This is a genomic window from Nocardioides glacieisoli (genome assembly GCF_004137245.1).
In the GTDB taxonomy this organism is placed as follows: Bacteria; Actinomycetota; Actinomycetes; order Propionibacteriales; family Nocardioidaceae; genus Nocardioides; species Nocardioides glacieisoli.
This window is the reverse complement of the sequence record NZ_SDWS01000004.1, coordinates 59,864-82,926: the sequence shown is the minus strand read 5'-3', so window position 1 is coordinate 82,926 and position 23,063 is coordinate 59,864. Positions and strand designations below refer to the sequence as shown.

The 23,063-nt window shown below is 72.1% G+C and carries 20 protein-coding genes; 8 read left to right on the top strand and 12 right to left on the bottom strand.

Annotated features, from left to right (window positions below; genetic code table 11):
• Nucleotides 1–86 precede the first annotated feature (86 nt).
• Complete coding sequence (locus tag EUA06_RS10180) at nucleotides 87–845, bottom strand: class I SAM-dependent methyltransferase (RefSeq protein ID WP_129475219.1); 759 nt, start codon at nucleotides 843–845, stop codon at nucleotides 87–89.
• A gap of 69 nt (nucleotides 846–914) precedes the next feature.
• On the opposite strand from EUA06_RS10180, the gene EUA06_RS10175 reads away from it, so the two are divergent.
• Entirely contained in the window at nucleotides 915–1,841 is a 927-nt protein-coding gene (locus EUA06_RS10175) for a phytanoyl-CoA dioxygenase family protein (protein WP_165354334.1), read from the top strand.
• A 4-nt stretch (nucleotides 1,842–1,845) separates the two neighbouring features.
• On the opposite strand, the gene EUA06_RS10170 is transcribed toward EUA06_RS10175, so the two are convergent.
• The 3 genes from EUA06_RS10170 to EUA06_RS10160 are packed head-to-tail and all read right to left on the bottom strand — an operon-like array spanning nucleotide 1,846 to nucleotide 4,039.
• Nucleotides 1,846–2,370 carry an SRPBCC family protein gene (locus EUA06_RS10170; protein WP_129475215.1) on the bottom strand — a complete coding sequence of 175 codons (525 nt, stop codon included), beginning with the start codon at nucleotides 2,368–2,370 and terminating at the stop codon, nucleotides 1,846–1,848.
• Nucleotides 2,367–2,702, bottom strand: a complete 336-nt coding sequence (locus tag EUA06_RS10165; RefSeq protein ID WP_129475214.1) for an ArsR/SmtB family transcription factor — start codon at nucleotides 2,700–2,702, stop codon at nucleotides 2,367–2,369. The genes EUA06_RS10170 and EUA06_RS10165 overlap by 4 nt, the downstream gene beginning before the upstream one ends.
• 59 nt (nucleotides 2,703–2,761) lie before the next feature.
• Complete coding sequence (locus EUA06_RS10160; RefSeq protein WP_129475212.1) at nucleotides 2,762–4,039, bottom strand: calcium-binding protein; 1,278 nt, start codon at nucleotides 4,037–4,039, stop codon at nucleotides 2,762–2,764.
• Between the two features lie 99 nt (nucleotides 4,040–4,138).
• On the opposite strand from EUA06_RS10160, the gene EUA06_RS10155 reads away from it, so the two are divergent.
• Both EUA06_RS10155 and EUA06_RS23210 read left to right on the top strand, forming a co-directional pair.
• The gene (locus tag EUA06_RS10155; RefSeq protein ID WP_129475210.1) at nucleotides 4,139–4,978 is read left to right on the top strand and encodes an aldo/keto reductase; all 840 of its coding nucleotides are present in this window, start codon (nucleotides 4,139–4,141) and stop codon (nucleotides 4,976–4,978) included.
• Nucleotides 4,979–5,003: 25 nt separating this feature from the next.
• Nucleotides 5,004–5,726, top strand: coding sequence for a peptidylprolyl isomerase (locus EUA06_RS23210; protein ID WP_129475208.1), 723 nt, complete (start codon nucleotides 5,004–5,006; stop codon nucleotides 5,724–5,726).
• 12 nt (nucleotides 5,727–5,738) lie between these two features.
• Here EUA06_RS23210 and EUA06_RS10145 read toward each other — a convergent pair whose 3' ends face one another.
• Both EUA06_RS10145 and EUA06_RS22395 read right to left on the bottom strand, forming a co-directional pair.
• A complete protein-coding gene (locus tag EUA06_RS10145; RefSeq protein WP_129475206.1) occupies nucleotides 5,739–6,197 on the bottom strand; it encodes an OsmC family protein in 459 nt (152 codons plus the stop codon).
• 93 nt (nucleotides 6,198–6,290) lie between these two features.
• On the bottom strand, nucleotides 6,291–6,434 hold the full coding sequence (locus tag EUA06_RS22395; protein WP_165354333.1) for a hypothetical protein: 144 nt from the start codon (nucleotides 6,432–6,434) through the stop codon (nucleotides 6,291–6,293).
• Between the two features lie 171 nt (nucleotides 6,435–6,605).
• Here EUA06_RS22395 and EUA06_RS10140 point away from each other — a divergent pair, with 171 nt between their 5' ends.
• From EUA06_RS10140 to EUA06_RS10120, 5 genes are all read left to right on the top strand, one after another.
• On the top strand, nucleotides 6,606–7,448 hold the full coding sequence (locus EUA06_RS10140) for a formate dehydrogenase accessory sulfurtransferase FdhD (protein WP_207208302.1): 843 nt from the start codon (nucleotides 6,606–6,608) through the stop codon (nucleotides 7,446–7,448).
• A gap of 75 nt (nucleotides 7,449–7,523) precedes the next feature.
• On the top strand, nucleotides 7,524–8,717 hold the full coding sequence (locus EUA06_RS10135) for an exonuclease SbcCD subunit D (RefSeq protein ID WP_129475204.1): 1,194 nt from the start codon (nucleotides 7,524–7,526) through the stop codon (nucleotides 8,715–8,717).
• Nucleotides 8,714–11,716 (top strand): AAA family ATPase, encoded by a 3,003-nt coding sequence (locus EUA06_RS10130; RefSeq protein ID WP_129475202.1) that lies wholly within the window; start codon nucleotides 8,714–8,716, stop codon nucleotides 11,714–11,716. The genes EUA06_RS10135 and EUA06_RS10130 overlap by 4 nt, the downstream gene beginning before the upstream one ends.
• A 22-nt stretch (nucleotides 11,717–11,738) precedes the next feature.
• A complete protein-coding gene (locus tag EUA06_RS10125) occupies nucleotides 11,739–13,256 on the top strand; it encodes a TldD/PmbA family protein (protein WP_129475200.1) in 1,518 nt (505 codons plus the stop codon).
• Entirely contained in the window at nucleotides 13,256–14,653 is a 1,398-nt protein-coding gene (locus tag EUA06_RS10120) for a metallopeptidase TldD-related protein (protein WP_129475198.1), read from the top strand. Before EUA06_RS10125 ends, EUA06_RS10120 begins: the two co-directional genes overlap by 1 nt.
• Before the next feature lie 17 nt (nucleotides 14,654–14,670).
• Here EUA06_RS10120 and EUA06_RS10115 read toward each other — a convergent pair whose 3' ends face one another.
• From EUA06_RS10115 to gcvP, 6 genes are all read right to left on the bottom strand, one after another.
• On the bottom strand, nucleotides 14,671–14,943 hold the full coding sequence (locus tag EUA06_RS10115) for a hypothetical protein (RefSeq protein WP_207208301.1): 273 nt from the start codon (nucleotides 14,941–14,943) through the stop codon (nucleotides 14,671–14,673).
• Nucleotides 14,940–16,211 carry a TFIIB-type zinc ribbon-containing protein gene (locus EUA06_RS10110; protein WP_129475196.1) on the bottom strand — a complete coding sequence of 424 codons (1,272 nt, stop codon included), beginning with the start codon at nucleotides 16,209–16,211 and terminating at the stop codon, nucleotides 14,940–14,942. The genes EUA06_RS10115 and EUA06_RS10110 overlap by 4 nt, the downstream gene beginning before the upstream one ends.
• Entirely contained in the window at nucleotides 16,201–17,394 is a 1,194-nt protein-coding gene (locus EUA06_RS10105) for an SHOCT domain-containing protein (protein WP_129475194.1), read from the bottom strand. Before EUA06_RS10105 ends, EUA06_RS10110 begins: the two co-directional genes overlap by 11 nt.
• Before the next feature lie 97 nt (nucleotides 17,395–17,491).
• Nucleotides 17,492–18,817 (bottom strand): glycoside hydrolase domain-containing protein, encoded by a 1,326-nt coding sequence (locus EUA06_RS10100; RefSeq protein WP_129475192.1) that lies wholly within the window; start codon nucleotides 18,815–18,817, stop codon nucleotides 17,492–17,494.
• Between the two features lie 35 nt (nucleotides 18,818–18,852).
• Nucleotides 18,853–20,142 carry a serine hydrolase domain-containing protein gene (locus EUA06_RS10095; protein WP_129475190.1) on the bottom strand — a complete coding sequence of 430 codons (1,290 nt, stop codon included), beginning with the start codon at nucleotides 20,140–20,142 and terminating at the stop codon, nucleotides 18,853–18,855.
• Between the two features lie 19 nt (nucleotides 20,143–20,161).
• A complete protein-coding gene (gene gcvP, locus EUA06_RS10090; protein ID WP_129475702.1) occupies nucleotides 20,162–22,984 on the bottom strand; it encodes an aminomethyl-transferring glycine dehydrogenase in 2,823 nt (940 codons plus the stop codon).
• Nucleotides 22,985–23,063: the final 79 nt, after the last annotated feature.

Below are 23,063 nucleotides of genomic sequence, written 5' to 3'. Positions count from 1 at the left end.
TGGTGCGCCACTCGCACCGAGATCACCGCACAACGCTCGAGCGGGGCTCCGTGAACGTGGATAAACCGCCGATAACTGACATTATGTCAGATAGTGTGGGCGGAACCACTCCCCAGCGGGCGCAGCCGGAACATCAGGATCCCGAGGTAGGCGTCCATCACCGCCTGCTTGTGGGGATAGCGCACCCGCGCCTCTGCGGGCATCTGCGGCTCCCGCGTCGCCTCGATCCACAGACCGGCGGCGCTGAACGTGTTCAGCAGGTCCGACATCGTGTACGGCCGCTTCGTCAGCGTCACCCGGTCGTCCCAGTTGCTGTGGCGGTAGTCGAACGACTCCGTGGCGAAGTACTCCTGTCCCAGCGAGGTCCCGTTCTGCTCGGCCCGCTCGATCGCGTAGCGCACGGGCTGCGTGCGGGTCAGCAGGATGAAGCCGTCCTCGCTGAGCATGTCGCGCGCGACCTGCAGCGCCCGGACGCCGTCCGCGGCATAGCCGAAGGACTGGAGGAACAGGATCCGGTCGAACCGCCGGCCCGCGAGCCCCGGCACCGCCGCCAGGTCCGAGAGGTCACCCTCGACGAGCTCGACGCCCGGCGGGGCCTCGATGAAGTTCCCGCTGATGTCCACGCCGACTGCCTCCACGGCACCCTCCGCGGCCAGCTGGGCGACCTTCGACCCGTTGCCACAGCCCGCGTCCAGGACGGCGAGCCCGGTGACGTCCCCCAGCAGCTCCCGCTGCGCCGGCCACTCCACGAGCCGGTCCAGCGAGTCCTCGCGAGCCCGGGCCTGCTCGAAGCCCGACGCGAGCTGGGGCCACGGCTGGCTCGCGTCCGACCCCGCCTCGTCCATGGGTCGATGATGCCGGACCCGACAGAAAGTCAGGTGAGCGACTCGTGCCGGACCGCAATACTCCCCTGCATGGACCCTGATCTGGCCGCTGCGCGCACCACCTGGCTCGAGGACGGGTACGTCGTGCTGCCGGGCTACCTGCCGGCAGACGACCTCGTAGCGGCGCAGCGCGAGCTCGGCGAGATGTTCCCGTCGGCCGACGACTTCCACGACGACGTCGATCCCGGCCGCAACGCGCGGTTCATCGGTGACGAGTTCGACGGCATCGATGGCTTCCCGTTCGCCAGCCTCGCCCTGAACCGCGTACCGGTGTCCGACGCGCTGGTGACGCTGGCGACGACGCTGCTGGGGACGACCGACGTACGCCTCTACTCCGCCGAGGCCTGGGCGAAGTACGCGGGAGCGGCCGACTACGACCAGGACCTCCACCGCGACTACCTCAACCACACGATCCTCGTGCCGTCGAGCGATCCGGCCTTCGGTCAGGTCGAGATGTTCGTGTTCCTCTGCGACGTCACCGCCGAGCTGGGCGCGCCACGGATGGTGCGTCGCTCCCCTGTCACCGACGCCCTGCCGGCCAGGCCCAACTTCTTCCCGCGTCGCGCGATCGATGACGACGACAGCTTCATCGCAGCCGAGGGACGGCCCGACCTCTTCGAGACGGAAGCGCCCGCGACCGGACCGGCCGGCAGCGTGGTCGCCTTCCAGCCACAGACCGTGCACCGCGGCGCGGCCATGACCGAGCCACGTGGCGCGCGCTTCACGATGCACCTGAACTACCGGACTGCCGCCGCCGAGTGGGCGCACCGCCACGCCTGGGCCGACCGCAGCCACGACCCCCACTGGTACCGCTTCGTCGAGCAGGCAGGACCTCGACAGCTCGAGCTGTTCGGCTTCCCTCCCCCGGGCCACGCGTACTGGACCGAGCAGACCCTGGCCGGCGTCGCTCAGCGCTACCCCGGGCTCGACATGTCTCCCTGGCGAGCGGCCCACTGACGGCTCACGCCACCGGCGCGTGCTCGTACGTCGCTGTGAGCTCGGTCCACCGTGCGTGCCACGCAGTGGCCGCGCGCTCGGCGCTGAACCCGTCGGGGTGGACCGGGTCCTCCCCCGCCAGGGAGGCGCGGAGGTCCTCGAGGTGGGCCTGCCAACCCGACCCGTAGAAGTGCAGCTGACCGACCGGAAGACCTCGCTCCTCCACCACGAGCCGGCACCGCGAACCCTCGGCAGTGAGCCAGGCCTCGACCTGGGTCTCCTCGTCCGTGCCAGGCTGCATGGTCATCAGCAGGTGGCGCGGTGCGTCGCAGGCGTCGATCCGTGCGGGACCGGCCCACGTGCTGGTGAAGACGACCTCCACGGTCCCACCCTCGCGCAGGTCCCCCGACCCCTCGGCGATCCACCGCGCCAGACGGTCGGGATCGGTGCACGACTCCCACAGGTCGTCGATGTCGGTGTCGTAGACGTTCTCGACGCGGACCGCGCCGCGCGAGTCGTCGAGCTGGTGGAGCGTCCCCAGGAGGTTCATGACCTGTCCTTCGTGTCCCGCCGCGCACGCTTGCCGCGCGCGACCTCGGTGTGCAGCGCATCGAGGCGGTGCTGCCAGAGGTCCCGGTAGGACTCCAGCCACTCGTCGACCTCGACCAACGCCTCCGGCCGGAGGCTGTAGATGCGTCGCTGCGCGTCCTGCTCGACCGTCACCAGGCCTGCCTCCCGCAGCACCCTCAGGTGCCGCGAGACGCCCGGGCGCGCGATCGGCAGCGCGTCGGCCAGCTCGGTGACGGTGGCCGGGTGGTCGCGGAGCATCTCCAGCATCGCGCGCCGGCTCCCGTCCCCCAGTGCCTGCAGAACTGCATCCATGGATCGAACGTACCCGATCTGTTACGTACCCGCAAGGGTACGCATGACGGTGCGTCGCCTCAGCGACGCACCTCGCACTGCCGCAGCTGCTCGCCGCTGAGGCAGCGGTCGCGACCGGCACCGCCGACGAGCTGGTCGCGACCCGGACCGCCGACGAGGAGGTCGTTGCGCCCACCTCCTACGAGGATGTCGGACCCGCGGCGGCCGTACGCCGTCACCTGCATGCCCCCGGTCACCGACAGGCGGTCGCGCCCTGCGCCGCCGATGTAGCGCAGGAAGCCCGGACGCCCCGAGAACCGGAGGTCCTCGACGCCCTCGTAGCGCGCCCACCTGGCACCGACCGTCACCCGCTTGCGCCGCACGTCGACGACGTACGTCGAACCGCGCGGGAACTCCGACTTCGGCGCCCGTAGCCGGACGATGTCGCGCCCGCCGCCGCCGTCCACCTCGGTGCGGGTCCCACGCACCAGGTCGGCGTCGATCTCGTCGTTGCCGTCGCCGCCGTGGACGTCGGCACCGTCGCGGGCGTAGAGGAAGTCGTCGCCGGCACCGCCGCCGATCGCGCTCCCCAGCCCGCGCGCCTCCACGCCGTCATCGCCGCCGTCGCCGTAGAGCCGGTCACGGCCCTTGTCCGGGGACATGATGAAGTCGTCGCCGTCACCGCCGCGCACGACGTCGTCTCCCTTCCCCGGCTGGATCTCGTCGTCGCCACCCAGCGCTCGGATCAGGTCGTCGCCCGTGCCTGCGTCGAAGCGGTCCGGGCCGTTCGAGCCGGTCAGCTCGTCGTCGAAGGCCGAGCCCACGATCCCGCCCGAGAAGGCGGGCACCGCGATCGTGTCGGTCCCCTCGCCGGTCGCAGTGCCGGCCGAGAGGTCGACGGTGACCGGACCCGGCGCGCCGTCGAACCACACCGTGTCGTACCTGGCCGGCCGGTCGATCTCGTCGACGGACGCGGACGCCGGGTCATCGCCCAGGTCGATGTGGTCGTTGCCGGGCCCGGGCACGATGATGTCGCCGCCATAACCGTCGTCCGGGACGTAGAAGCCGTCGAGGCCGCCGAAGAGACGATCGTTGCCGGGTCCGCCGACGAGCGTGTCGGCGTTGCCGAAGCCGCAGATCGTGTCGTTGCCCGCGCCGCCGTCGATCCGGTCGCCGGCGAACGATCCGAGGATGACGTCGTCACCCGGCGTACCCGTGGTCGCCTCGCCGGGCACCACGACGATCGTGGGCACCTTCCCGTCGCAGGTCGTCTCGGCCGTCGCCGGGCCGGCACCCAGCCACACGACGCCGAGCGGCGCCAGGACGATCAACGAGACGGTTGCAGTGATGCGTCGCATGGCTCTCCTCCAGGTGGTCGGCCGCCGAGGGCGGGCCGTGACAGTCTGACGCACCGACCGGGACGGAAGTTGTGTGGCGACGCGTCCTAGGTTGGGCACATGGCGCGCATCCCTACGTACGACCTCAACGACGGCACCACGCTCCCCGCGATCGGGTTCGGCACCTATCCCCTGCGCGGCGAGGACGGCACGGCCGCGATGGTCTCCGCCCTCGAGGCGGGCTACCGGATGCTCGACACAGCCGTGAACTACGAGAACGAGGCCGAGGTCGGCGAGGCGCTGCGCCGCTCCAGCCTGCCGCGCGACGAGGTCGTGGTCGCGAGCAAGATCCCCGGACGCCACCACGCGTACGACGCCGCGATCGCGTCGGTGCGTGGCTCCCTCGAGCGCCTCGGCGTGGAGCGCACCGACCTCCACCTCATCCACTGGCCGAACCCGTCGCAGGGGACGTACGTAGAGGCGTGGCGCGCGCTCGTCCAGCTCCAGCGCGACGGGCTGGTCCGCTCGATCGGCGTCTCCAACTTCACCGAGGAGCACCTCACCCGGATCATCGACGACACCGGCGTCGTGCCGGCCGTCAACCAGGTCGAGCTCCACCCCCGATTCCCGCAGGCCGGGATGCGCGAGGTGCACGCGCGCCTGGGCGTACGCACCGAGGCGTGGAGCCCGATGGGCAAGCGACGCGCACCGCTCGAGGAGCGCGCCGTCGCCGACGCGGCGGACGCCCACGGCGTCTCCCCCGGCCAGGTGATCCTGCGGTGGCACGTGCAGCTCGGCTCGCTGCCGATCCCGAAGTCCGCCGACCCGCAGCGGCAGCGGGAGAACCTCGACGTCTTCGGCTTCGAGCTGTCCGACGAGGAGGTGGACGCCATCAGCGGCCTGGCCGAGGACGACGGCCGGCTCTTCGGGGGCGACCCCGACACCCACGAGGAGAGGTGACGGCGCGCTGGTTAGAGTCGTCGGCATGCTGAAGACCACCGCACTCAAGCGCGGCGCTGCCGTCGCCGCCTGCCTGTCCGTCCTCGCGCTCGCCGGCTGCGGCAACGAGAGCGACGGCACGGAGACCGCGACGGACACCTCGAGCGAGACCCCGTCGGCCTCCGAGTCGAGCGAGCCCGCCGCCGGCGCGACGACCTGTGAGTACCCCTCCGACGGCCAGGAGCCCGCCCGCGAGGTCGAGGCTCCCGACGCCGAGGCGCCGTCGGGCCAGGTCAGCGCCACGATGACGACCAACTTCGGCGACATCGGCCTCACCCTCGACGCCGACGCGGCGCCGTGCACCGTGAACTCGTTCGTCTCCCTCGCCGAGCAGGGCTTCTACGACGACACCCCGTGCCCGCGCATCGGTGACCAGGACGGCTTCGGCATCCTCCAGTGCGGCGACCCGACCGGCACCGGCTCGGGCGGCGCCGGCTACTCCTTCGCCGACGAGCTCGCCGGCGACGAGACCTACCCCGCGGGCACGCTCGCGATGGCCAACGCCGGCCCCGACACCAACGGCTCGCAGTTCTTCCTGGTCTTCCGCGACTCGCAGTTCCCGCCGAGCTACACCGTGTTCGGCACGATCGACGAGACCGGCCTGGCGACGATCGACGCCATCGCTGCTGAGGGCAACGACGGCGCCAACCCCGCCGGCGGCGGCACGCCCAACAAGGCGGTCACCATCGAGAAGGTCACGGTCGGCTAGCTCACGTGCCGGCTAGCTCGCCGTCGAGTCCTGGCCGGACTCGTCGACGTAGGTGACGCCCTCGCCGAGCTGCACGGTCCGCGAGACCGTGCAGAGCCGGTCGCGCGACATCTCGATCGCGCCCCGGACGCGCTCGCGGGCGGCGTCGCCCTCGGGCCCGTCGGGGAACGCGATGTCGAAGCTCACCCGCATCCCCGTCAGGTGGTTGCCGTTCTCGTCGCGCACCTTGGTGCCCTCCGCGTGGACGTCGTACGTCGTGCTGGTGGTGCGCTTGTGCGTGATCGCCTCGACGTCGAGGGCGCTGCACCCCGCGATGGCGGCGAGGAGGAGCTCCACCGGCGTGAAGTCGGGGTCCTCTCCCCCGGTGCCCATGAAGGTCTCACCGCCGCGGGCGTTGGTGGCCTTGAAGCGGGCCGGTCCGATCCGGGTGAGCTCGACGCTGCGCAGGTCGTCTGGGATGGGGGTGCTCATGCAGAACACCCTGCCAGAGCGTCCCCTGGCAGGGTGTCGGAGTGCTGCGGCGCCGCAGACGGCGAGCGGGGTTCGGACGCAGTCGGGGCGGCGTCAGCGGACGGCGCGACGAGCGGCGCGGCGGGCGCGGCGCTCCTCGCTGCGGGCGATCTCCACGTTGCGCAGGAGCGCGCGGTCCTCGACCGAGTGAGCCCGCGCGTGGACGAGGCTGTTGGCGAGGTGGAGCTGCGTGGTCATGGAGATCTGTCCTTCCGAGGGCGCCTGCCCTCAGCGATGGTGGTGGATGTGTAAGACATAGCCGCTCCTGTGCGGCTCTTACATCTTAGTGAACCGCAAGGCCCTCCCTGACATTCCCGGCGACGTGATCTCGGCCACCGGGGATGCCGCGTCGCGGGCTAGGGTCGGGACGTGACGATCGAGCGCGCGAGGCGACCCGGACCCTCCGTCCGGACCCGGGTCGTGGAGCACAAGGGGCATGACGAGGACGCTGCCGAGATCGCCCGCGAGGACCGACTCGTGACCGAGGAGCCGCTCGAGATCCGCGTGCGCGTGCGCGGGCTCGAGCCACGTCGCGCGTGGGTGACGATGCGCACCCCCGGGCACGACTTCGAGCTCGCGGCCGGCTGGCTGGTCAACGAGGGCCTCGCGACACCGGGTTCGCTCGACCAGGTCGCCTACTGCACCGACGCCGACCTCGACCCCGAGCAGGAGTTCAACGTCGTCACGGTGACCCTGGGCGCCGGCGCGGCCGAGGTGCCCCACCGGCACGCCGCCGCGTCGGCCGGGTCCTCGGCGTGCGGCGTGTGCGGCAAGGACAGCGTCACGGAGGCCCTGCAGGTCCGGTCCGCCGCACCGTGGTCGGGCGAGCGCCCCGACGCGGACGTCGTACGCCGCCTGCCGGAGGCGCTGCGCGAGCACCAGGACCTCTTCGCCCGCACCGGCGGCGTCCATGCGGCCGGGCTCGCGACCGCCGCCGGCGAGCTGCTCGTCGTGCGCGAGGACGTCGGGCGCCACAACGCCGTGGACAAGGTCGTCGGTGCGCGGGTGCTGGCGGGCGACTCCCCCGCCGCGGCCTGCCTGGTGCTGAGCGGGCGGGTGGGGTTCGAGCTGGTGCAGAAGGCCGCGGCCAGCGGGATCGGCTCGATCGTCGCCGTGGGGGCTCCGACGAGCCTCGCCGCCCGGCTCGCCGGCGAGGCCGGGATCGCGCTGTGGGGCTTCACGTCGCCGGGTCGTTCGGTGAACTACTGCTGAGCCTTGAACGAGGCTTGACCCGGGCTGGCGGCGTGGTGGCCCGAGACTGTCGGTGCGCCGTCATACGGTCGCATCGTGCGCATCCTCCACACCTCCGACTGGCACCTGGGGAGGTCCTTCCACCGTGAGGACCTCCTGGGCCACCAGGGTGCGTTCATCGACCACCTGCTCGAGGTCGTGGAGTCGGAGAAGATCGACGTGGTGGTCGTCTCCGGAGACGTCTACGACCGCGCGCTGCCCCACGTCGACGCGGTCGCGCTGGCCGACGAGACGTTCGCCCGGCTCGCCTCGTCGCGCGCCAAGGTCGTCGTCAGCAGCGGCAACCACGACAGTGCCCAGCGGCTCGGCTTCGGCGCGCGCCTCATGGACTTCGCCGGCGTCCACGTCCGCACCGACGCCGCGTCGGTCGGCACCCCGGTCGTGCTCAAGGACCGCCACGGCGACGTGGCCATCCACGCGATCCCCTACCTCGACCCGTCCGCGCTCCTCGACCCGTGGAAGCTCGGCCACCGCAGCCACGAGGCGGCCCTGACCGAGGCGATGACCCGCGTCCGCCGTGACCTCGCAGCCCGCGGCCCCAGGACCCGCTCGGTGGTGCTCGCGCACGCCTTCGTCGCGGGCGCCGAGCCGTCGGAGTCCGAGCGCGACATCAGCGTCGGAGGCGTCTCCCGCGTCGCGACCGGTGTCTTCGACGGGATCGACTACACCGCCCTGGGCCATCTCCACGGATCGCACGTCCTCTCCCCCGGCCTGCGCTACTCCGGCTCGCCCCTGGCGTACTCCTTCTCCGAGGCCGACCAGGTCAAGGGTTCGTGGGTGGTCGAGCTCACCGCCAAGGGCTTCGGCAGCGCGAGCTGGATCGACGCACCGGTGCCCCGGAGGCTCTCGCGGATCACCGGCAAGCTGTCGGAGCTGCTCAAGGACCCGGCCCTGGCCGAGCGCGAGGACGACTGGGTGCAGGTCACCCTGACCGACGTCCCGCGACCGGCGCGCGCCATGGAGCAGCTGCGGCGGCGGTTCCCGCACACCTTGGTGCTGCAGTTCCCGCCCTCGGTCGTCGACCCCAAGGCGCCCGCGCGCCCGGCGTCGGGCACCAGCGACCACGCGATCGCCCTCGACTTCGTGCGCCACGTGCGCGGCAGCAAGGCGACCAAGGCCGAGACCGCGCTCCTCCAGGAGGCCGTCGACGGCTGCTGCCACGATCCCGACCAGGACGTGCTCATCGGCGCCTCGACCGGCTCCGACCTCTCGGACGGTGGGGCCGGATGAGACTGCACCACCTCGAGGTCACCGGCTTCGGGCCCTTCGCCGGGACCACCGAGATCGACTTCGACGCGCTCTCCGACGCGGGCCTCTTCCTGCTGAGCGGGCCGACCGGCGCCGGCAAGTCGAGCGTCCTCGACGCCGTCTGCTTCGCGCTCTACGGCGACGTCCCGGGCGACCGGGCGGTCGCCAAGCGGCTCCGCTCCGACCACGCTGCTGACGACGTCGTGCCCCGGGTCGTGCTCGAGGCGACGCTGTCGGGCAGGCGCTTCCGGATCGACCGCTCACCGGCCTGGACCCGCGCCAAGAAGCGCGGATCCGGCACGACGACCGAGCAGGCGCGCGTCGTCATCGCGGAGCGGCGCTCCGGCGACGACGCGGGTGGAGCCGAGGACGACGGCGGCGAGTGGCAGCCCCTCAGCACCCGCCTCGACGAGACCGGGCACCTCGTCACCCGCCTGGTCGGGATGACACTGACCCAGTTCTGCCAGGTGGCGATGCTGCCGCAGGGCAGGTTCCAGGCCTTCCTCCGGGCGCGCTCCGAGGACCGGCACGCGCTCCTCCAGCAGGTCTTCCAGACCGGTCGCTTCGACGACATCGAGCGGTGGCTGCGCGAGCGAAGGGTCGAGCTGCGCCGGACGTCGCAGCAGCACGAGGGGGTGGTCGCCGACCTCGTGAGCCGGGTGAGCGAGGTCGCCGGGGGCACCGCTCCCGAGGACTGGCCGGCCGACCCCGAGGGGCTGCGCGCCTGGATCGGTGAGGTGACCACGTCCGCGGTCAACGCCTCCGTCGCCCAGACCCTCCTCGTCGACGCCGCCTCGTCGGCCGAGATCGCGGCCTCCGAGGACTCCGCGGCCGGCATCGAGCTCGCCGGACGTCGATCGACCTACGCCGCGGCCCGCCGGGCTCGCGCCGGGCTCGACGCCGCCACGCCCGCGCACGACACGCGCGTCGACCGGGTCGCCCAGGCCCACCGCGCCGCCGGCGTACGCCCCCTCCACGAGCTCGCCGTCAGCGCCCGCGCCGAGGTCCGCGAGCTCGACCAGCTGAGCCGCGCCGCACGCGAGTCCCTTGCCGAGATGCTCGGCGTCACCTCGCTCGACGACCAAGAGATCGCCGAGCACCAGCGCACCGCGACGAGCACCCTCACCGAGATCGCCCGGGTGCGGCCCTTCCGCAGGCAGGCCTCCGACCTCGAGCGCCAGCTCGGCCGGTTGACCCGCTCGCGCGACGAGGCCGGCGCGGAGCTGCTGCGCGTGCAGGCACGCGCGGAGGAGATCCCGCAGGTCCTCGGCGCGCTCGATCCCCGCCTCCAGGCAGCACGTGAGTCCAAGGCACTCGCCGAGGCCCTGACCGCCGACCTCGAGGTGCTGCGCTCGCGCACCCGCGCCGCCCGCACCGCGGAGGCGCTCACCACCCAGCTGATGAGCGCCTCGCAGGAGCTCGCGGAAGCGACGCAGGCGCGGCTGCTGGCGCGCGAGACGCTCGTCGAGATCCGCGAGCAGCGGCTCGACGGGATGGCCGCGGAGATCGCGGGCAAGCTCGCCGTCGGCGCCGACTGCCCCGTCTGCGGGTCGGCCGACCACCCCCACCCGGCCAAACCGGCTCCCGGCGCCCCCGACGACGCGACCGAGCGCGAGGCACGGCGCGAGGTCGACGACCTCGAGGTGGTGGTGGAGGCCCACTCCCAGCAGGTCCGCGGGCTGGAGACCCAGCGCGCAGCCGCGCTGGCCGAGTCCGGGGACTCCGTGGAGCACCTGCTGGTCGAGGAGGAGGCCGCCCTCGGCAACCTCGAGCGGGCCCGCAGCGAGGCGTCGACCGTGGATGCCTGGGTGGTCCGGGTGGAGGCGCTGCACGCCGAGCAGGCTGCCCTCACCCAGGAGCACGACGAGCTCACGGCCACCACCACCGGTCTCGACACCGAGATCGCCGTGCTGACCTCGCGCATCGACGGGCTCCGCGAGCAGGTCGGAGCGGTGGTCCCCGACGACGCCGACCTCGACGACCTCACCGCCCACCACCAGCGGGCCGAGGAGCTCGCGCGCGACTGCCTCGCCCAGACCGCCGAGCTCGCCCGCGCCCGCGCCACCGCGGCCAGCACGCAGGAGGCCGCCGACGGTGTCGCCGCAGCGGCCGGGTTCGACTCCTCCGCCTGGGCCGCGGCCGCGTGGCTCTCCGACGAGGAGCTCGCCGACCTCCAGCAGCAGATCGAGCGCCACGAGCGCGAGACCGCCCGCGTCGACGACCTCCTGGCCGACGAGTCGCTCGTGCTCTCCTCGACCAGTGACCCGCCCGACCTCGAGGCGCTCGCCCAGGCGCACCACCGGGCCAAGGAGCACGCCGCCCTCGCCCGGCAGACCGACATGCGGCTGCGTGACCGTGGCCGACGCCTGCGCGGGCTCTCCGACGAGCTCGACGCCGCCCTGTCGTCGTGGGCGCCCGTCCGGACCGACTTCGACCTCGCGGCCGACCTCGCCGCCCTCGTCGAGGGCAAGCACCCCGACAACCGCTTCCAGATGCGGTTGTCGGCCTACGTCCTGGCCCACCGCCTCAGCCAGGTCGTCGACGCGGCCAACGTGCGGCTGGCCACGATGAGCGGCCAGCGCTACTCGCTGGTCCACACCGGCCAGCGCGGCGCCGGCGAGACCCGCGGCGGGCTCAGCCTGCTGGTGCGCGACGACTGGACGGGTGACACGCGCGACCCCGCGACCCTGTCCGGCGGCGAGACCTTCGTGGTGTCCCTCGCCCTGGCGCTGGGCCTGGCCGACGTGATCACCGACGAGGCGGGCGGCACCGACCTCGACACGCTCTTCGTCGACGAGGGCTTCGGGTCCCTCGACTCCGAGACCCTCGAGGACGTGATGGACACCCTCGACACCCTGCGCGACGGCGGCCGGGTCGTGGGCGTGGTCAGCCACGTCCCCGAGCTCCAGACCCGGATCCCCACCCAGCTCCGGGTGCACCGCGGGCGCAACGGCAGCCACACCTCGCTGAGCCTCGGCTAGGGCGTCCAGTAGGTTCGGGCGCATGAGTGCGCCAGGGCTCGACCCGACCTTCAGCGACCTGCCACACCGTCGGCTCGGTGACGTGGCACTGGCCCGGGCCCAGGAGCTCGGTGCGACCCACGCCGACTTCCGGTTCGAGCGCAACCGGTACCAGTACCTCGGGGCGCGTGACGGCATCCTCCAGACCGCGAGCGACGCCGAGGACCTCGGCTTCGCCGTCCGGGTCGTGCACGACGGCGCCTGGGGCTTCGCCTCCGGCGTCGTCCTCACCGACGACGAGGCGCGTCGCATCGCGGAGACCGCCGTCGCCGTGGCGAAGGTCGCCGCCGCGATGACCACGACACCCGTCGAGCTGGCCGCGGAGCCGGTGCACGACGACGTCACGTGGGTCTCGGGCTACGACGTCAACCCGCTCGAGGTGCCGACGCGCGAGAAGGCCGCGCTGCTCGTCGACTGGACCGAGCGGCTGCGCACCGGCGCCGTCGCGCACGCCACGGCGTTCCTGCAGCAGGTGCAGGAGAACAAGTACTACGCCGACCTCGCCGGCACGCGGACGACGCAGCAGCGCGTACGGCTCCAGCCGGGGTTCGAGGCGACCGGCGAGGACGCCGACACCGGGATCTTCGACTCGATGGCCTCGATCGCGCCGCCGGTGGGCCGCGGCTGGGAGTACCTCGACGGGTCGCACTGGGACTGGGACGCCGAGATCGCCGAGGTGCCCGAGCTCCTCGCCGAGAAGCTGAAGGCACCGAGCGTCGAGGCGGGGTCCTACGACCTGGTCGTCGACCCGTCGAACCTCTGGCTCACCATCCACGAGTCCATCGGGCACGCCACCGAGCTCGACCGCGCGCTCGGCTACGAGGCCAACTACGCCGGCACGTCCTTCGCGACCTACGACAAGCTCGGCACCCTTCAGTACGGCTCCCCCGTGATGAACGTCCAGGGCGACCGCACCCAGGAGCACGGCCTGGCCACCGTCGGCTACGACGACGAGGGCGTGCAGACGCAGACGTGGGACATCGTCCGCGACGGGGTGCTCGTCGGCTACCAGCTCGACCGTTCGATGGGCCACCTCAAGCCCGAGCTCAACGATGCTCGCTCCAACGGCTGTGCGTACGCCGACTCCCCCGGCCACATCCCGATCCAGCGGATGGCCAACGTGTCGCTGATGCCCGGCACCGACGATCTGTCGACCGACGACCTGATCTCCCGGGTCGAGCGCGGCATCTACGTGGTCGGCGACAAGTCGTGGTCGATCGACATGCAGCGGTTCAACTTCCAGTTCACCGGCCAGCGGTTCTGCACGATCGAGGACGGCAGGCTCGGCGGGATGCTGCGCGACGTCGCCTACCAGGCCACCACGACGGACTTCTGGGGGTCGATGGAAGCCGTCGGCGGCCCGGACACCTGGGTGCTCGGCGGCGCGTTCAACTGCGGCAAGGCCCAACCCGGTCAGGTCGCAGCCGTCAGCCACGGCTGTCCGAGCGCCCTCTTCCGCGAGGTCAACATCCTCAACACCATCGACGAGGCGGGACACTGATGACCACGCTCCGCACCACTCCCCAGCAGCTCGTCGAGCACGCCCTCGCGACCTCGACGGCGGACGACTGCATCGCGATCGTCCGCGACGCCACCAGCGCCAACCTCCGGTGGGCCAACAACACCCTCACGACCAACGGCGTGATGACCGAGGTCACGATGACCGTCGTCAGCTTCGCGTCCGTCGACGGAGGCACCGCCACCGGCTCGGTCTCCGGCAGTGCGTCGACGACCGACCAGGTCGCCGCACTCGTCCAGGCCGCTGACGCGGCGGCGCGTGCCGGCTCGCCCGCCGAGGACGCCGCCGAGCTGGTCGCCGACCGGGCGTCGGCCGACTGGGACACCGAGCCGGAGACCACCGACATCGGGGTGTACGACGCCTTCGCACCGGTGCTCGGAGAGGCGTTCCGCGAGGCGACGGCCGAGGACCGGCTGCTCTACGGGTTCGTGAACCACGAGGTCACCACCGTCTACCTCGGCTCCTCACGCGGGCTGCGGCTGCGCCACGTGCAGCCGACCGGCCACTACGCGTGCACCGGCAAGGACACCTCCCTCACCCGCAGCGCCTGGACCGGTGGCGCGACCCGCGACTTCCGCGACGTCGACGCGGCCGCGATGGCGGCGACGGTGAAGCAGCGGCTGGGCTGGGCCGAGCGGCGCATCGACCTGGCAGCAGGCCGCTACGACACCATCCTCCCGCCGTCGTCGGTCGCCGACCTGATGATCGACGCCTACTGGGGCGCGGGCGCCCGCGTCGCCCACGAGGGCGAGTCGGTCTACAGCCGCCGCGGTGGCGGCACCCGGATCGGCGACAAGGTCGCCGCCCCGGGCGTCAGCCTGTTCTCCGACCCGGCCTACGCCGGACTCGAGTGCGCGCCGTTCGTCATCGCGGGCGCGTCGGACAACACCGACTCGGTCTTCGACAACGGCCTGGCGCTCGAGCGCACGGACTGGATCCAGGACGGCCTGCTGACCGGCCTGCTCCAGACCCGCCACTCGGCCGGCATGACCGGCCAGCCCGTGACCCCGATGATCGACAACCTCGTCCTCGAGGTCGGCGACGGCGCCGGCACGATCGACGAGATGGTCGCCGGCACCCAGCGCGGCCTCCTCCTGACCTGCCTCTGGTACATCCGCGAGGTGGACCCGCAGACCATGCTGCTCACCGGCCTCACCCGCGACGGCGTGTACGTCGTCGAGGACGGCGAGATCGTCGGCGCGGCCAACAACTTCCGGTGGAACGAGAGCCCGATCGACCTGCTCAACCGGTTCAGCGCGGCCACCACGTCGGTGCCGAGCTTCAGCCGCGAGTGGGGTGACGACTACTTCTCCCGCACCGCCACCCCGGCCCTGCGGATCCCCGACTTCAACATGTCGAGCGTGTCGCAGGGCGTCTGAGCCTCACTGGGCCGGCGTCAGCCCATCCGCCGGACGCGTTGTCGGTAGTTGCTGCTGTTGTCGCCGTCGATGTCGGAGTCACGGGTCCGGGAGATGTGGTCGACCTTCTCCTGGCTGCCCGACACCGGCTGGGCGGTGATCAGGGTGTCGCGCTCGTAGGCGTGGGACTTGTCGGTGTTGCGGTAGTAGCGGTAGAGCGCCCAGTAGGTCGCCGCTCCCCCGGCCGGGCCGGCGGCGAGGATCCATGCCGGCACGCCTTCGCTGGCCATCACCACGATGTCGGCGATCATGCGGACGCCACCAGGATCCAGCCGGCGATCCCCTCGAGGAAGGTGCCGACGGTGAGGGCGGCGAAGATCAGCCGCGGCTGCGAGACCGGCACGCTGCCCATCGTCTCGCCCGTCCGGGCATTGACCGCGATGTAGTGCAGCATCTTCGTGTTCTCCTGGTAGTAGGAGTAGAGCCACACGGGCAGGTACATCGACACCCAGCGCGATCCGCCCACGTCGACCTTCTCGCCCTCCCACCGCACGCCGCGGTCGAACTGCGACAGCGATCCCTCGACCTGTGAGCGGCCGATCGACAGCAGCTGGTCCTCGAGGACCGGCTCGAGCTCCACGACGTCGAGGTCGCGCTTCTCGCTGGTGAACCCCACGAGGTAGCTGGAGTTCCACTTCACGGCGTTCTTGGTGTCGAACGGCAGGACAGTGTTGACGATGTTGTTGGTGGTCGAGCCGTCGAAGTTCGCGCGGTCGGCAGCGCCCTCGACCGTCAGGTCGTCGACCGTGAAGGCGACCGACCTGTCGACGCGGTAGACGTCGGCGGCGTAGTAGGTCGTCGTGTTGTCACCGCTCTTCTCGGTCCAGCGCCGTGTCTGCACCTCGCCCACACCGGCGTACGACGCCTCGGCGCGGGCGTCGATCACGAGGTAGGGCAGGTAGACGCCGAGGACGTTCTCGGGGACGAACTCCTTCTTGAAGCGCGGGTGCGCGAAGAGCCGGCGCTTGGAGGCGAACTCGCGGATCTTCTCGACCGCCTCGGCGTGCGTCAGCCGGAACGGCAGCACCGCGTCGGGCACCGCGCCGTTCGGCGTGCGCTGGTTGACGTTGAGGGTGTGGCGGCACCAGTGGCAGCGCGCGTTCATCGCGTGCGCGGTGTCCACCACGACGTCCGCGCCGCAGCCGGTGCACGTCATCGTGATGACGTCGTCGTCGGAGGAGATCTCCTCCGCGCCGCCGGCGATGACGGTGCCCTCGAGCTCGTCGATGCCCACCCCGAGGCCGAACTCCTCCTCGACCCGCGACTCCTGCCACTCGTGGCGGCAGAACAGGCAGATCAGCTGCCCGGTCGACGCCCGCTGGCGGACGTCCGTCGATCCGCACTTCGGGCACCGGTTGACGCCGTCGGCCAGCGACTCGTTGACCATGTCGATGCTCGGGCCCGGCTCGGGCTCGGCGCGGGCCGCCGCCAGCTCCTCCTCGAGGGACAGCGGCGGTCCGTCGAAGACGGGCGCGTCGGGGTCGCGTTCCGACGGACCCGGCGGGGGCTCAGATGCCAAGAGCCTTGGCCTTCGCCGCGTCGTAGTCCTCCTGCGTGATCAGGCCGGCGTCGAGCATCTCCTTGGCGCGCTTGAGCACGGCGACGGGGTCCTCCGCGGCCGGCTCGGCCGGCGCCGCCGGTGCGGCTGCCGGCGCGGCCGGCTGCTGGGGCGCCTGCTGGGTCGGCTGCTGCAGACCCCCGAGGCCCATGCCGCCGGTAGCCATGCCCATCCCGATCAGCCCGCCGGGCCCGGCGTTCTCACCGGCCGACTCGATGCCCGCCGCGACCGACGCCTGCAGGTTCGAGTTGCCGCGCGAGCCCGACAGGGCGTCGGCGCGCTGGACGTTCTTCAGCAGCTCGCGGGTGTTCTCGTCGTACTCGATCGAGATGATCGCGGTTTTCACGATCTCCAGGCCGCGGTCGGTGCGCCACTGGTAGTTCTCCTCGACGGCGGCCGACAGCGACTGCGCGAAGCCGATCGAGTCCTGCTGGAGGCGGGCGATCCGGTTCCCCTTGGCGGGGTCGTTGGTGTACATCGAGAAGGCCGGCGCGAGCGAGCCGACGACCTCGTTGAAGAGCTGCTCGCCGGCGGGGTTGTCGATGTCGGTGAAGTCGAAGACTCCCCGGCCGGTGATCACGCTCGCGGACACGAAGTTGCGGATGAAGGTCAGCGGGTCGCTGATCTTGAGGGTGTAGGTGCCGCGGGTGATCGCGCCGACCTGGGTGTTGAGGAACGCGTCGTCCCAGTAGATCTCCGACTGCGTGCCGAACTTGTTGTTGGGCAGCTCCTTCAGCGTCACGAAAATCGCGGTCTGCTGGCTGCCCGGGCGGCCACCGAACTTGAAGCGCTCCCAGCTCTGCTTGATGAGCGAGTCCACGAGTCCACCGCCGGAAAAGACCGACTGCGAGGCCGTCTCGTCGGAGTCCCAGACGTAGCCACCGGGCTGCGCCGCGAAGCCGGTGAACGCGCCGTCCTCGATCAGCACCAGGCCGTAGCCCTCGGGCACGACGATCTTGGAGCCGTTGGTGATCACGCCGTCGGAGGCGCCGGCGTTCTCGCCGCGGCCGGCGTTCTGGTCCCGGCGCACGGCCGGGAAGACCGCTGCCGTGGCGGGCAGCCCGTCGGGCACCGTGTAGAAGTCGAGCCACTGGTCGGCCAGCGTGCCGCCGATCGCACCGCTCACTGCCTGGAAGAGTCCCATACCGATTTCCCTCCGCAAAGCTCCATGCGGGTGCAGCCGCCCCCGACGGCGGCAACACTAGCGCCCGGCGCGACGCACGGGCACGTACTCCGAGAGGTCAGCGGGCACCGGTCTGGAGCGCCGCCCAGGTCTCCGGCGTGACCACGCCGGTCGGAGCGAGCCCGACGCGGCGCTGGTAGCGGACCACCGCCTTCGCGGTGCGGTCGGTGACGATCCCCGTCGGCCTGGCAAAGCGCTGGCCGGCCGCCACGAGCGCGCGCTGCAGTCGCAACGCCGACTTCCCCGACGAGCCCACCTTCATCAGCGGCGAGGAGCCGCGGGCGAAGAGCGCGGTCCAGGTCGCTGCGTCCGGCTTGCCCGTCGCCCGCAGGTCGTGGCGACGCTGGAACGTTGCCACCGCGCGCACGACGTCACGGTCGAGGTGGCCGTCGAGCTTGCCGCGATAGCGCGCGTTGGTGCGCAGGAGGCACTGCAGGGCGGTCACCCGGTCCCCGCGGCTGCCGGGCCTGAGGCGGGGGTAGGCCGGAAAGTCCATCCGCGTCCTGCCGCACGCCAGCGTCCTCCGAGGGGCCTGCGAGCCGCCGTCGAGCTCGAGGAAGTTGCGGTCGATGGTGAGCGGCACGCCGCCGTGGACGACGGTCGTCTGTGCCTCGTACTGGTGGACGCGCTCGCCGCGCCAGCTGCCGGCACGCACCCACTGCGAGGCGATGTCGACGTCGGCACGGCCGTTGTACCAGGCGTACCAGACCTGGTCGGGCATCTCGTAGGACCCCGGCGACAAGCTGTCGGCGTTGTCGAGCGCGTGGATCCCGGCCGAGACGCTGGAGTAGACGCCGGAGCGACGACCGAGGGCGTGGAGCTGGGAGGTCCAGCCGCTGAGGAAGCGCAGCGCCGACCGGCGGCAGTCGTCACTGGTCACGTCCCACCCGCCCTCGAGGTCGTACCAGAGCGTCGTGGAGGCCGGGAGGCCGAGCTCTCCGGCCCGGGCCACCGCCGCAGCGGCCTCGGCGCGACCCCGAGCGTCGGCGGCGGCGTAGTCGCCGGCCGGGTTCGGGTCGATCAGGTCGCTGTAGGAGGGATGGCACGCGGCCTGCGGGCCGACCCAGATGGGCAGCAGCCGCCAGCCGGCGGCTCGCTGCCGCGCGACCCAGGTGGCGTCGAGGTGCGGTTGACCGGGGTCGGTGGCCGTCGTGCTGCACGAGACCGTCGAGCCGCCGATGTAGACGCCCGCGCCCCAGAAGGGCGACGAGGTGAGCCACGCATCCATCTCGGCCTGGGTGGGCGCGCAGCGCGCGTCGAAGGCATAGCCGGTCAGTCCGTCCGGACGACGGTCGGCTGCGTGAGCGGTGCCGGCTGCGAGCAGCGTGGCGACGATGGCGAGCGCGACGGCCACGACGGCAGCGCGCGCGGGTGCGACAGGCATGTGTTCTCCCCCGAGACGAGTGGTTCGCGCAGACCCTAGCGCGGGTGGCCACCGGGGATCTCGACGTAGGGGTCGTAGGGCGTGCGGGTGTAGACGAAGGTGGCGCACTCGAGGTGGCTGATCGACCCGCCCGGCCGTCGTACGACGTCGAGCCGCTCACCGCGGTGGTAGCCAAGAACGCCGACCAGTGCGCCGTCGACGATCTCGAACCGCTCCCACAGGGTCCCGCCCAGAGCGAGCGGTCGCAGCTCCAGGCCGTCGTTGTGCCAGCGCATCTCGTAGGCCGTGTTGCCCCAGAACCACACCCCCGGCACCCCCAGCACGGGCGTGGGCAGCGCGATCGTCGGCCGCCACGGAGCGGGGCGCTCGTCCGAGGCATCCGGGTCGCCCTCGATGAGCGAGACCGCGAGCGCCCGCGGCACGATGCCGGTGGTCGCGTTGGTGAGGACCACTGCGCCGATGCCGCTGTCGGGGTCGACCTGCAGCGAGGCCATGAAGCCCGGCATCGACCCGTCGTGCCCGACGAGCCGGCCGCCGGGGTGCACGTCGAGCATCAGCCCCAGGCCGTAGGTCGGCGTCACCGGTCGGCCCATCTCGCCGAGCGTCGCCGCCGAGATCACCTGCGGGTGCACTCCGGCCAGCACCTGGCCCCACGTCACCAGGTCCGCCAGCGTCGACCACAGCTGTCCGGCAGGCGCCATGGCCCCGGTCTCGGTCAGCGGCTCGTGCACCCGGATCCCGGTGAAGTGGTCGACGCTCCAGCCCGCCTGCGCGCCCGGGCGCGGGAGGTACGACGTCGTGCGCATGCCGAGCGGCCGGAACAGCCGGTCGTGGGCGAGGTCGCGCCACCGGCCGCCGAACCTCCGGGCGACGACCTCGCCGAGCAGGCCGTAGCCGAGGTTCGAGTAGTGGAACCACTCCCCCGGCCCGGCGACACGGCCCGACCCGTCGTTGGCGGCGAGCAGCGCCGCGACGTCGCTGCCGCGGGTGCGCTCCCACCACGGACCACGCGGCTCACTCTGCATGCCCGAGGTGTGCGCGAGCGCGTCGCGCACGGTGACCTCGCCGTAGCCGCCGATCTCGCCGAGGTGCGCCGACAGCGGGTCGTCCAGGTCGAGCAGTCCCGCGTCGCGCGCCTGCATGACCAGCACCGCGGTCACCGACTTGGTGATCGACCCGATGCGGTACTGCCCGTCGAGCCCGGGCGCGTCACCCGCGCCGCCCGCCCAGACCGCGCCGTAGCGGTCGAAGACGGCACCGACCACGGACGTCAGCCGGCCCTCGGCCTGCGCGACGTCCAGCAGTCGCTGGCGCTGGTCACTCACGGACGAACCCTAGCCTCGGTCAGCTGTCGGCGAAGGCCTCCGGCGGCGGGCAGGCGCACACGAGGTTGCGGTCGCCGTAGGCCTGGTCGATCCGAGCCACGGGCGGCCAGTACTTGTCGGGGTCGATGCCGAGCGGGAAGACCGCGACCTCGCGCGAGTACGTGCGGTCCCACTCGCCGACGAGCGCACGAGCGGTGTGCGGCGCGTGGCGCAGCGGCGAGTCCTCCGGGGTCCACTCCCCCGCCTCCACCCGGGCGATCTCGCCGCGGATGGCGATCATCGCGTCGCAGAAGCGGTCGATCTCGCCCAGGTCCTCGGACTCGGTGGGCTCGACCATGAGCGTGCCGGCCACCGGGAACGACATGGTCGGCGCGTGGAAGCCGTAGTCGACGAGGCGCTTGGCCACGTCGTCGACGCTCACGCCGCTCGCCTTGGAGATGCCCCGCAGGTCGAGGATGCACTCGTGGGCGACGAGGTCGCCGTGCCCGCGGTAGAGCACCGGGAAGTGCTCCTCGAGGCGGTGCGCGATGTAGTTGGCGGACAGCACCGCGATCGCTGTCGCGCGGGTCAGACCGGGGCCGCCCATCATCCGCATGTAGGCCCACGTGATCGGCAGGATGCCCGCGGAGCCGTAGGGCGCCGCGCTGATCGGGCCGATGCCCTCGCGCTTCTCGGCCTCGGGGTGCCACGCGTGGGAGGGGAGGTACGGCGCCAGGTGCTCGCGGACCGCGACCGGACCGACGCCGGGGCCACCGCCACCGTGCGGGATGCAGAACGTCTTGTGCAGGTTGAGGTGCGACACGTCGCCGCCGAACTCACCGGGCCGGGCGTAGCCGAGGAGCGCGTTGAGGTTCGCGCCGTCGACGTAGACCTGGCCGCCGTGGTCGTGGACGATCTTGCAGAGGTCGGTGATCGTGTCCTCGTAGGCCCCGTGGGTCGAGGGGTAGGTCACCATGATCGCCGCGAGGGTGTCGGCGTGCTGGTCGCACTTGGCGAGCAGGTCGTCGAGGTCGACCGACCCGTCGTCGGACGCCTGCACGACGACGACCTTCATGCCGGCCATCACCGCGGAGGCGGCGTTGGTGCCGTGGGCCGACGACGGGATCAGGCACACGTTGCGGCCGGTGTCGCCGTTGGCCCGGTGGTAGCCGCGGATCGCGAGCAGCCCGGCGAGCTCGCCCTGCGAGCCGGCGTTGGGCTGCACCGAGACCTTGTCGTAGCCGGTGACCTCGGCGAGCCAGCGCTCGACGTCGTCGACGAGCTCGCGATAGCCGGTGGCGTCCTGGGCGGGCGCGAACGGGTGCAGGTCGGCGAAGCCGGGCAGGCTCACCGGCTCCATCTCGGTCGTCGCGTTGAGCTTCATCGTGCACGAGCCGAGCGGGATCATCCCGCGGTCGAGCGCGTAGTCGCGCGAGGAGAGCTTGTGCAGGTAGCGCAGCATCTGCGTCTCGCTGTGGTGGGAGTTGAAGACCTCGTGGGTCAGGAACTCCGTGGTGCGACCGAGCGCCTCGGGCAGGCCCGAAGCCGCCTCGTCGTCGCCCGTGGCCACGCCGAAGGCGCGCAGCACCGCGACGACCGTCGAGGGGCTGGTGCGCTCTGAGGTGGAGACCCCGACGAGGTCCTCGTCGATCACCCGGAGGTGCAGGCCGACGGTGCGCGCGGCAGCGACGACCTCGCCGGCGCGGCCGGGCACCGACACGGTGAGCGTGTCGAACCAGGTGTCGTTGACGACGTCGATCCCGCCCGCCCGCAGGGCCGCCGCGATCCGGCTGGCGTGGTCGTGGGTGCGCCGTGCGATCCGGCGCAGGCCCTCGGGACCGTGGTAGACGGCGTACATCGACGCCACCACGGCCAGCAGCACCTGCGCGGTGCAGATGTTGGAGGTCGCCTTGTCGCGACGGATGTGCTGCTCGCGGGTCTGGAGGGCCAGTCGGTAGGCCGGCTTGCCCTCCGCATCGACCGAGACACCGACGAGCCGGCCGGGCAGGTGGCGCTCGAGGCCGGCGGACACCGACATGAAGCCGGCGTGCGGGCCGCCGTAGAAGAGGGGCACGCCGAACCGCTGGGACGACCCGACGACCACGTCGGCGCCGAACGTGCCCGGCGCCTCGAGCAGGGTGAGCGCGAGGATGTCGGCGGCGACGACCGCGAGGCCGCCGCGCTCGTGGACCGCGTCGATCACCGGGCGCGGGTCGCGCACGGCGCCCGAGGCGCCCGGGTACTGCACGAGGACGCCGCTGACGTCACCGTCGGGCAATCCGTCGGCAAGGTCGGCGACGACGACCTCGATGCCCATCCCCTCGGCGCGGGTGCGGACCACGTCGATGGTCTGCGGGAGGGCGTCGGAGTCGATGACGAAGGGGCCTGCGGCGTTGCGCTGCGCGCGGCGTACGAGCGTCATCGCCTCAGCCGCCGCGGTGCCCTCGTCGAGCAGCGACGCGTTGGCGGTCGGCAGGCCGGTGAGGTCGGCGACGACGGTCTGGAAGTTGAGGAGCGCCTCGAGCCGGCCCTGCGAGATCTCGGGCTGGTAGGGCGTGTACGCGGTGTACCAGGACGGGTCCTCGAGCACGTTGCGGCGGATGACCGCCGGCGTGATCGTCGCGTGGTAGCCCAGCCCGATCATCGCCTCGGCCGGCCGGTTCTGGGACGCGAGCGTACGCAGTGCGCGGGCCGTCGCCTCCTCGTCGAGCGGCTCGGGCAGGTCGAGCGCCGCCGCGGTGCGGATGCCGCCGGGGACGGCTGCCGTCATCAGGCCCTCGAGCGAGTCGTGCCCGATCGCCTCCAGCATGTGGGCTACGGCCGCGTCGTCAGGCCCGATGTGGCGGGCGACGAACTCGCCCAACGTGGCGCTGGCCCCGGACGAGGTGGAGAGGTCGTTCGAGGGGGTCGGGGTGGCGTCCGGCACGGGCACTCCTTGAGGT